The sequence below is a fragment of the Furfurilactobacillus curtus genome (assembly GCF_054657915.1).
The window spans coordinates 1,167,004-1,179,095 of the sequence record NZ_BAAHXU010000001.1 but is presented as its reverse complement, the minus strand read 5'-3'; the positions used below and the strand labels follow the sequence as shown (position 1 = coordinate 1,179,095).

The window sequence follows — 12,092 nt, the reverse complement described above, 5'->3', positions numbered from 1 at the left end:
GCGACAAACGTTTGAGGCTTCCCTTTATTTTGTGATTTATTGCTGAGAACATGCATTTTTTCACTGGAAAAATATCAAGTGGAGCCAAAATTTTCGAAATTGTTTTGTTGGTCAATAATAAGAGTCCACGCTAGCTGTAACGTGGTTAAATTGCGCTTCATTGCACCAAGTAAAAGCATTACGCATTATTCTTTTATTGAATTTTTGAATTTGTGATGTCACAAAGTCACCTGTTTAATCCAGACAGACACTAGCTAGCCGCAAGCTGGTTAAATGTGTGAAGCTATGGGTGAATAAATGATATAGCTAAAATAGCGGTTTAAACTGCGGCAATCAAAAAGGCAGGCCAAGTCGGCACTGCCTTTTTGGTGCTCAAAATATTCATGAACCTGGCTAATTTGATGATCAGTCACGATTTCTGTCAATACTAATCATTGCATTATTAGCACCTTGGTGTCGACCAAAGTAATCTCTGGTCTGTAATGATGCTTTTGTTTTAACCGACTTCAGGCTAATTAAGTAGTGATAATGGCTAGATTTGTCTCGATTAGTGCATCAATTATTGGTATAAGGCTAAAAGTTTGTAGTAAGGATGATATTTTTCCTAACCAATATAAACATTCGCAATTAAAAATGTTTGTGAAATATGAAAAAACATTGTATATTTCCAAAACGTGATCATAATGGTTTGTCACTTGATAACACCACAACTATGCTGAGTTTATTAACCTCATTATTAATGTAGGAGTCGGGCATTTTCTAAGAAAGATTGTGCACCCCTTTAACGCTCACAATTAAGGGGGTATAAATTTTATAATAGGTGGTGTATGGTAAGAGCGTAAAATTGTTTTCCACTTTAATAGTAAAGGCCTAGATGAATTACCAAGGAGGAGATTTCTTCATGGAAGAATTTAATCGAAAACAAAAGCGATTGGTCCGTGATTTAACCGACAAGAACACCCACTTTAAGATGTATAAAGCGGGTAAATTGTGGTTTTATTCCGGCATTACGCTGTTGACCTTTGGACTGGGAGGGTTGTTCCAGAACATCTCCGTCCAAGCGTCAACGACTGAAACTAGTACAACAACAGAACTTCAGCAATCTCAAGCAAGTAGTCAGGGATCGGGGTCATCTGTCACCTTAAGTTCAACGGTATCGAGTCAAGCTTCAACTGATACGAGTGCGACCTCTGCAGTGACCACCTCTGCAACATCAGCAACATTTTCAATTAGCAGTACTGCTAGTTCTCTGGCACCATCCGCCACGGCTCAATCTGTTGCCGCCAGTGTGACGAGTAGTGCGATTAAGTCGAATGCATCCGTAGATGCAACTTCACAAGTTGTTAGTGCGGCCGAATCAGAGACTACGAGCGCAGTTCAAAGTTCAGCACCTTTGGCAAGTACAAGTGCAGACGTGAGTGCTCAAGATAGTGGAACGTTGCAGCAGCTAGCCGTGTTGGGCGCTCAATATGATGCAGCTACTAACACTATTTCAGTTAATACTGACGACGCGACAACGGTTAACCAGGTAAAGAATTTGGCACGCCAATTAGGTTCAACTGATGAACTTGGGACGCCAGAGGTCGCCGCAGTAGCAGCTGATTCAACGGCCACTTCAGAAACATCTGCACAGGCCAGTGAAGACTACGCAATGGGGAATGGGTGGGCCCTTCAAGATATTGCAGCCATTCCTGCAAGTAACCTTGGTGATGTTGCGTCATTGTATACTCAGTATTCAATATATGCTGAGAGTCAAGCAGCAGGCGAAAACCCAGCTTTCTTTTCTCTAGGTACTGGTGAGAAAGATGCCACTAAAGTTACAGATAACTTTACAGTTTACAAAAATACAGATGGTACGGCTTATTTAAATAACGGCGCCCCGATACCTATCATTGGTACGCCAACTCGGCCTTCTCGTGGCTATGTTACCAGTCAGCTTGCTTTCCAGCAGGCTTATTTAGGAACTATCCAAGCTTGGTATCAACAACTGTCTAATTACTTTAACCAAATAGCTTCTGTTGCTTATGCGAATAATCAGGCTCTAGCGAATTATTCTAATTATGATAAAGATTCCATTACTGTTTCAAGTGGCTTAGCTGGTTGGCTGGGTAATATTGTTGGAGCGGCAACGAATATCCTTGGTAATGGTCTGAGCCAGGCGTTTGGGTTTACTAAAGCTATTGCAGATGATCCTTCCACGGCAGCAATCTTTAATTATTTAAGCAAAAACATTTCGGACAACCCTACTTCTACTGATCCACATTATACTCAGGGCAGTATTGCAACATCGGTCAATGCTACGATTTCAACAGTTAACAATTTAATCAACACGGTCATTCCATACGTTCAAAGCATTATTCAAAATTATGCTTATAATTCGATTCAGTCTTTAGGTTTAAAACAAGGTGATTTATCGAAGCCATTAACTGGAGCAAACTCGATTGATTTGCCTGATACACTCTATCAGGCTTTGACAAGTAATGATGCGTTGACTGCGTTAATGTCAGCTGTGAGCTTGACTGACGCGGCTAAAAGCGGTATTGCAAACTCCGTATATCAAGGCTTAGCCATTGCAATCCGAGCAGCGATTGAAAACAATGCCTCGAAAGGTATGGACGAATCTTTATCATACTTGCTTGAAGGTTCTAATAATGGGCTAAGCGTTGCCGACGCCAAGAAGGCTTTTTCATCAATCAGTGGCTTTGATGTAGCGGATCCGACGAAGGCGGCCGCTAACGACCAAACTGCCCAGACATCACTGGTAGCTGAATCAGAAGGTTATTCATTTGCTAACAAATATGGCACTTCATTGATTAATCTAGCGGTAAAAGACGCTTTAAATGGCAGCCTTCAATCAACGACTGATTCAACAGCATTTTTGACCTATTTAAAGAACGCAGGTGTATTATCGGCCAACGACTATAATGGTTTAATTAATGGAACCATTGGGGCGACGACAGGCTTTAATCAGCAAAGTACCATTTATACACCTTCTAGCACAGGTGCGATTAATTTCTTAGCCGGGTTATATAATGCTGAGTCTGCAGCCGTTGAACAAGCTATTCAAGATTATACAAATAACCCAGGTAAAATTGGTCAAGTGCCAGTGTGGACGAACCCTTCTACGGGGACGACCTACGAGTTACAGGATTATGTTCAAGTTTGGAATTATCTAAAGTCAACTGGAGTTGCGGAAAAAGCGATTGGCAGTGCTGACACCACTTCACATGATTTGGCGAAGGAAAAGAATGGGGGAAACAACCCTCATGTTAATGGTGCTGATACAGTCGCAAGCTTATCAAAAGATGCCAAAACTGCGTATCTATTGAGCTCTCAATTAAATCAATCTAACGTAATCAGTGGTTTAAGTACGAGTAAAGTAAGTGATGGGATTAATCAGTTGCTGCCATCGATCTATATAAACATTTACAATACTGAAGCTGATAAGACTAATGCTGCATTTGCAGCTGGGGTTGCCGAGTTTAATCGACAGACGTCAACGACTACTTTTGAACAGACCGGGATTCTTGATGGACCTGATAAGAGTCAAGATCCAAATGGGTGGTCAGGCGAGAGCGATGGCACTGCATCACTATATACTAGTGGTAATCCTGTCACAGGGACAGCTTTCTTAGACGGATTTGGTTCTGTAAGTGATAGTTTGATTCGGGTTGAAATTAAAACGGCTGCAGCTGATGGTCAATCAGGCTTTCCAACTTCCGGATCCACATACGTCTATACAGTCTTGAAGTCAACACCAACTCAAATAACTGCGCCAATTGTGAGTGGGTGGACCGCTGTTGATGCAACCTTGCCAGTAACTTCGAGCATTGTGAATGCTGGACAATTGGCGAACGGTTTCCAAACAGGTACGTTAACATTTACCTACACTAAAAATACGATTCCTATTACTAATGTTGCCGTGACACTAGGAAATGGCAGTTACACTTGGGACAACGGCAATGTTAGTAGCCATGTTTACATTAGTACTGATGCAACACCGTTGGCTACGGTAACGTTGCCGACGACTTCGCTGACAGTCCAATTGACAAGTGACGATATTCAAATGGCCAGCGATGGTAGCAAAGTGGGGTCGTACAGTTATAGCTTATCTGCTGCTGGACTTCAAAAAGTCTTGGCAGCAATTCAAAGTTATAATTCGGCTAATAGTACGAATTTTGGTATTGATCCAACTGCGATCACCGCAGGAACAATCAATGTTACGACTGCCTCTGCTGAAACTGATGTCAGTCAAGGTTCTATGCTATATGATAGTACAACTAAAGCCAGCCAATTTGGCAACACGGCTAATGTACCAGTGGTAACTGTTAGTGTACCTAATGCAAATTACGCGATTACCGTCGCACTAACGAATGCTGATGTAACGTTCACCACCGATGGTACGGCAGTGGGATCGTACACTTTTACATTGAACGCCAGCGGTTTGGCAAAGGTTCAGGCCGCAATTAACGCTGATGCGGTATTGAATGGTAACGTGACAATTCCAGCTGTTGGAGACGCTAGTTACAACAGTACATTTACTATCATTGATAATTACATTGCTGCAACGACGGTGACTGGTAGCAACGGCTCGAAATATTTTGATGGGCAGAATGCCAGTCAATTTGCAGCAGGTGGGACGCTAACTGTTTCCTATGCTGGTGCTGATGGCGTGACACATGTTTATCAATTATTAGCTAGTGATGTCACTATTCAAAATGATGGCTCTCAAGTAGGAAGTTACCAGTACACATTAAGTAGTACCGGTCAAGCTAATTTGCGAGATTCAGCAACACGTAATGGGCTGACATTAACAGCCGCACAATTAGCCGGTGTTAGCGGAACCATCACGATTAATGCAACTGGGACCGTTACGATCCATTACGTGGATGAAAACGGACACCCAATCTTTAGCGATACTGTCATCAATAACGGTATTTACAACACGCAATTTAATATCACTGCGCCAGTGCTTAATGGGTACACATTAATCAGTTCCCCGATCGCAAGTGGATTCTACAGCGACGCTAACCAAGTATTTACATTCACTTATCAAGATTCGAACACTGGGGAAAATAATACTGGTACAAATAATACTGGTGATAGCAACACGGGTAACTCGAACTCTGGTTCGAACAACACCGGTGATAGTAACACTGGGAACAGCAATTCCGGTTCGAATAACACCGGTGACAGTAATACTGGTAACTCAAACAGTGGTTCGAACAACACCGGTGACAGCAATACAGGTAATTCGAACTCTGGCTCGAACAACACCGGTGACAGCAATACAGGTAATTCGAACTCTGGCTCGAACAACACCGGTGATAGTAATACTGGTAATTCAAACTCCGGTTCGAATAACACTGGTGACAGCAACACAGGTAACTCAAACAGTGGTTCGAACAACACCGGTGACAGCAATACAGGTAATTCGAACAGTGGTTCGAATAACGCCGGTGATAGTAATACTGGTAATTCAAACTCCGGTTCGAATAACACTGGTGACAGCAACACAGGTAACTCAAACAGTGGTTCGAACAACACCGGTGATAGCAACACCGGTAATTCAAACTCTGGTTCGAATAACACCGGTGATTCCAACACAGGTAACTCGAACTCTGGCTCGAACAACACTGGTGACAGCAACACTGGGAACAGTAACTCTGGCTCGAACAACACTGGTGACAGCAACACTGGGAACAGTAACTCTGGCTCAAATAACACCGGTGACAGCAATACGGGTAACTCGAATTCTGGCTCAAATAACACCGGTGACAGCAATACGGGTAACTCGAACTCTGGCTGGAATAACACCGGTGACAGCAATACCGGTAACTCAAACAGTGGTTCGAACAACACCGGTGATTCCAACACCGGTAATTCGAACAGTGGTTCGAACAACACCGGTGACAGCAACACCGGTAATTCGAACAGTGGCTCGAACAACACCGGTGACAGCAATACAGGTAACTCGAACTCTGGTTCAAACAACACTGGTGACAGCAACACAGGTAATTCAAACTCCGGCTCGAATAACACTGGTGATAGCAATACAGGTAACTCGAACTCTGGCTCGAACAACACCGGTGACAGCAATACAGGTAACTCGAACAGTGGTTCGAATAACACTGGTGATAGCAACACTGGGAACAGCAACTCTGGCTCGAATAACACCGGTGACAGCAACACCGGTAACTCGAACTCTGGTTCAAACAACACTGGTGATAGCAACACAGGTAATTCAAACTCCGGCTCAAACAACACTGGTGACAGCAACACAGGTAATTCAAACTCTGGCTCGAACAACACCGGTGACAGCAATACCGGTAACTCAAACAGTGGTAATTCGAACAGTGGTTCGAACAACACCGGTGACAGTAACACTGGTAACTCGAACTCCGGTTCAAACAATACTGGTGACAGCAATACTGGTAACTCGAACTCTGGTTCAAACAACACTGGTGACAGCAACACAGGTAATTCAAACTCCGGCTCGAATAACACTGGTGACAGTAATACTGGGAACAGTAACAGTGGTTCGAATAACACTGGCGATTCCAACACCGGTAACTCAAACTCTGGTTCAAACAACACTGGTGACAGCAACACTGGGAATAGCAACTCTGGTTCGAACAACACCGGTGATAACAACATTGGTGACAATAACACCGGTAACAACAACACCGGTTCGAACAATACTGGGAATAATAATGTTGGTAACGGAAACGTTGGTGATAATTTGATTGGTGATAATTTGGCTAATCCGGTTATGACAACAAAGCCAGCCACTGGTGTTAGTGGCATTTATCAATGGAAGCCTGGTGATAGTTTGACTTCATTAGTCGATGATCATGGGCAAGCGGTTGATCTCAGTACAGTTGAGTTCCGGAAAGTTGACCAGCTTGATTCGGTTGACACTATTCCAAGTAACGTAATTGAATACACGGTCACTGGCTCACTAACTGATGTCGGAACCGCAACAATCGCGTTTGCCTGGGGTAATGTTAAAGACGGTAAAGGAAACTATGTTACTGGCACATCGACAGTAACATTGACTCAGACGCAAGCCGACATGGTGGTTAAGGATAGTTCACAACCTGTTGGCAACGACTGGACACCGGCCCAAAACCTTTTGAAGGTTATTGACGCGAACGGAAATGAAGTTCCTCTGGATCAGATTGCGTTTGTCCATGTGGATCAATTCGACACACTCATCACCGATAATGTAATTGAATGGACTGGTACTGTTGACATCAACCAACCGGGAACTTATACCATTACAGTTGGATTCTCCGATCCGGTCATTAAGACATTTACGGTAACTGTCTTGGCTGGTTCTGACACTGGTAACTCGAGCTCCGGCAACAGTAACAGCGGTTCGAACAACACTGGCAACTCAAACTCGGGTAACAGTAACAGTGGTTCAAACAACACCGGTAACTCGAGCTCCGGCAACAGTAACAGCGGTTCGAACAACACTGGCAACTCAAACTCGGGTAACAGTAACAGTGGTTCAAACAACACCGGCAACTCGAACTCCGGCAACAGTAACAGCGGTTCGAACAACACTGGCAACTCAAATTCGGGTAACAGTAACAGTGGCGCGAACAACACTGGCAACTCAAACTCGGGTAACAGTAACAGTGGTTCCAATAACACTGGAGTTTCTAACTCTGGTAACAACAATGGTGGTTCTAACCATGCTGGAACTGGTTCAACCAACGAACAGGGCCCAATCGGTTTGGAAAATCAGCCTAAAACACCGAAATTTGGTGTTAGTCAGATGGTTGCTAATGTGACTCGAGCGGGCTCTGGTTCGCAGAATAAAGACACTAAGCAATCTGCTAATGAACAGGCTGGCTTGCCAGAAACTGATGCGACTTCAGACGATGCGCTATTAATGGTTGGTCTAACTGGATTAATTGCTGCATTAGGATTGTTGGGAACTAAGAAACGTCGTCATGACTAGAAAATTTAATGACTGACGTAAAGAAGGACTCGCAATTTTGCGGGTCCTTCTTACTTACATAATTCATTTTTGAATGATCGAAAGGAAATGGGTGTTTTTAGGTAATAAACGTCGTCGTCCATGGTCTATAAGCATGATAAAACAGGCGAATTGGTACTACTTGAGTGGTATAGTTAAAGTAGTAGAACAGTTACGTATCGATGTATTTTTTGATAATGATTGATAATATGGTGGAGGAAATGCCAGATATTTTGGAGGCCTAAATGAATTACGTTTTTATAAATTGGTATGACGAAATGGATGATCGCTTGATGACGGCACTTTCTCGAGCTGAAGCATTAGCTGGTCAGTCTCAAGTAGTTGTTTTGAATTATAATCGTTTCTTTCATCGCGACCTTCAGCAACAACAGCAATGGTTCAGTCATGTGGATCAAAATATGTTCGATGTCTTAAATCAAACGATGGTTAAACCAGATAACCCGTCGAGCTTGGCCGATTTACGAATCATGGCCGATGAGCCGACTGTACGACAGGATAACGTGATCTATTTTTTTCAAAACGGGCGTAAATTATTGGCGGTGACGTTATTTCAAAATAGCAAAAATGATGCCGAATTGGTCGACAGCGTTCACTACTTTGATCCGTTTGGTAATGAAATCTCTGGTGACTATTATGATGTTCGTGGATTTAAGAGTATGAGTGTGATCAATGGTGTGAACGGCGGGGTTGCGCAAGAAGTGATGTTCGATTTATCCGGACACGAAAAGACTATCTTTTTTTACCAACAGGTTCACGATGATGTGACTAATACCATGATTCAACATTATGATGAACAAATGGCATCATTTACCAGTCGAGAGCAGTTGATTAGCTACTTTTGCCGTCAGTACGGAGTTAAGGAACATGACACCGTGCTGTTACCAAAGTCATTAAATTTTTTGAATGGTAGTCTACCTACTGCCAATGTTTGGCAATGGGATGATCAAGCATTAAGGTCATTGGCACGAGATAACGCCGTACTTACTTGGAATAAGTTAGATCAAACGTCTTTGTCAAAATTATTGAAATGAACAAAAACGTTGTGAATGGTAGGGGGTGTTGATCAGGTATGAATTACTTTGTTACGAACCAACTATACTATCAACTATCTGGTATCGAAATTGCCCAAAAGCAGCGTCTCAATCTTTTTCACCAGCATAATGAAGCGGCTAAGATTATTACTGTTGAATATAGTGCTTACGGACATTTGAATTTAATGCATAACGGTTTGACTGATCGGCAGACCATTAACTTATTTGATTATTTTCAAGAAGCCACTGTTGGTTTAGTCCCGATTGAAACGGCGGTTACTGTTGCGCGACTTGGCCGATTAACCGGTAATCCGAACGTTCAGCTCTTTCAGAATCGAGATGATGGCTTTAATTATCCCTTTGTTAGCCAACAGGTCAGCAGTGTCAATTGGTCTGATCCAACCACTGGACGCCCACTTCGCCAAGATTGGTATGATGTTCGGGGATTTAGATCAAGCAGCCATTTCTTCGATCAAGACGGTCGTGAAAATTGGGTGATTTATTGGAATTATCGAACACAGAAGCCCGCAATCATCCATTGGCGGCGGTCTGGTTCATATCTATTGAATTATCAACGACGGCAATATAATTTTGAAAATTTTATTGCATTAAAGCGCTTTTTCTTTGATGAATTAGTTGAAACGCCAAATACGAGATTCTTTTCTGATCGTGCGGAAACCACCAATGCTGCTTTGTTTCAAATGAAACATCAGGTGATCATTTATATCATGCTACATTCCGCTCACACTTATGATCGAAATCAACCGTTAACATCACGTTTAAATAACTCGATGGCTTTCGAAATGCAACATGCGGATCGATTCAAGGGGTTTATCACAGGGACTCCCCGACAAGCACAGGATGTTCAAGTTAGAACGGGTAAACCAGCCATTTCGATCCCGATAGGTTTTGTGAATAAACCAATCCCCGTTGAGCAATTAAATCCAGTCAGTCAGCGAGAGCAAACGGTGATTTATGTGTCACGTGTGAGTCGCGAAAAGAGAATTGAAGATTTTATTCAAATCGTTGGCCAATTGCATGCCAAATTACCGGATTTACGTGCAGAAATTTGGGGTTATGTCACAGACGATGAATACTTTAGGGAATTGCAAGACCAAATTACGCGTTTGGGACTAAAGGAGGTTGTTTCATTTAAAGGTTTTACGCTCGATTTGACTCGCGTCTATCAGCGTGTCCGTTTATTAGTTTTAACCAGCCGATATGAAGCATTTAATTTATCCATCATTGAAAGCATGACGCAAGGGACGCCGGTGGCTGCCTATGATGTTCATTACGGTCCCAAAGATATCATTCAAGCTGGTGAAGATGGTTTCATTAGTGAGAGTGGCAACATTAATCAGATGGTCAATGGCATTACTAGCCTATTGATAGATGATGAGCAATGGACGCAATTTAGTGAACGTGCCGCGCAAAATATCACGCGTTTTAACAGTGAAATGGTTTGGCAGCGATGGGATAATTTGCTTCAAAATGGCGTTCAATCACTACAGGAGGACTAGGTGATTATGAATTACTTTTTAACAAATATGCTCGATTATAATTTAAGTGGGATTGAACAGGCGCAAATGGAACGGCTCCATTTATTTGATCGACATCATCAGCCGAGTAAGATCATTGTCCGGCGATACAATCGCTTTTTGCAACTGAACGCGACACGAGCAGGCTTAAAGGATGGGGATTTTGTTGGTATGTACGATTTTTTCCAGCAGGCTATGTCAGCCAACGTGAAGCCCGCTAAAATAAAAGATTTAAAGTTAAATCAGCTAGAGGGTCCCATTCATGAGGCGAATAAATATACTTTTTTTCAAGCTGGCCGAATTGCCGTCGAAGTGATTTTGTTTCCGGATAGTAATGATTATCAGCGTGATCAAATTGACACCGTGCGTTATTTCAAACGCAATGGGCAATTAGCCCAAGCAGATTATTATGACGTACGCGGCTTTAAGAGCATGAGTGATCTTTATGGACGTGATGGTGGAGTCGCCCGCGAAATTATGTATGATCCTAAAGGCCATGAGCGAATTGCGTCTGTCTATCAAGCACTACCAAATGGCAATATCGAAGCAACCGGATTCCAAGTTAACGATCAAGATGGGCGCCACTTATTTGATGACGAGCCCGCGATGTTTGCTTACTTTTTAGACCGATTGAATTTGCTGGATGATGGCAATCGTTTCATCGATGACCGACCGAACTTAATTGATGATGGCCTGTTTCAGATGAAGACTTCAGCCACTGTTTATTGTTATTGGCACAATGTGTTTAGTCCGAACTATTTACAGCAACAACCGACGGACGTTTATCAAACGTTGCAAAATCAGATTGACCATCAGGCCAAAATAGCCGGGTGGCTGACGCCAACCGCAACTGAAGCGGCTGCATTGGCAAAAGTATTGCCTGATGATGCCAAGGTTGACGTGGTTCCATCAATCGTGTTAGAGAATCTACCGGCCGAGGTGGCAAGTATTTCTAAGCGGCCAATGCGGTTAGTTGCTGCGACACGAATCGATGCGCAAAAGCAATTGGATCAAATGATCGCGGCGTTTGCGCAAATTGTGCGTGAACATCCACAGGCCCATTTAGATATCTTTGGTGATATTTCTGATCGTAATGTTCAGCGTGAATTGGATGACAGTGTGCGTCGTTTACGCTTGCAACGAGCGGTCACATTTCGCTCGTTTACGGCTAAAAAGCAAGACATGTTTGAATCAGCGCAACTTTACCTATTAACCAGTGCATACGAAGGCTTTAACCGGGGAATGGTCGAAGCAGCCAGTTTTGGTGTGCCAACAGTAGGTTACGATCTGAATTACGGCCCCCGTGATTTTATTGACCCTGAAAATAGTGGTCTATTAACGCCGATAAATAACGTCAACGAGTTTGCCAAACAGACGAGCCAATTACTGACTGATTCAGATCGCCTGATTGTGATGAGTCATTTGGCAAGACAACGCGCACAGCAATACGACGCTGAATCCATTTGGCGTGCTTACACTGCAGCTGGGGTTGTTGATAGAAAAGAGGGATGA

At 43.0% G+C, this 12,092-nt stretch carries 4 protein-coding genes; all 4 read left to right on the top strand.

Annotated elements, in window-relative coordinates; translation table 11 throughout:
* Nucleotides 1–901: 901 nt before the first annotated feature.
* The 4 genes from ACYQ0Y_RS05695 (at nt 902) to ACYQ0Y_RS05680 (ending at nt 12,092) form a co-directional block, all read left to right on the top strand.
* Complete coding sequence (locus ACYQ0Y_RS05695; protein ID WP_459935463.1) at nt 902–7,972, top strand: KxYKxGKxW signal peptide domain-containing protein; 7,071 nt, start codon at nt 902–904, stop codon at nt 7,970–7,972.
* A gap of 263 nt (nt 7,973–8,235) precedes the next feature.
* Nucleotides 8,236–9,042, top strand: coding sequence for a hypothetical protein (locus tag ACYQ0Y_RS05690; RefSeq protein WP_407884908.1), 807 nt, complete (start codon nt 8,236–8,238; stop codon nt 9,040–9,042).
* Between the two features lie 38 nt (nt 9,043–9,080).
* Nucleotides 9,081–10,562, top strand: coding sequence for a glycosyltransferase (locus ACYQ0Y_RS05685; RefSeq protein ID WP_407884910.1), 1,482 nt, complete (start codon nt 9,081–9,083; stop codon nt 10,560–10,562).
* A gap of 6 nt (nt 10,563–10,568) precedes the next feature.
* Complete coding sequence (locus ACYQ0Y_RS05680) at nt 10,569–12,092, top strand: glycosyltransferase (protein ID WP_407884912.1); 1,524 nt, start codon at nt 10,569–10,571, stop codon at nt 12,090–12,092.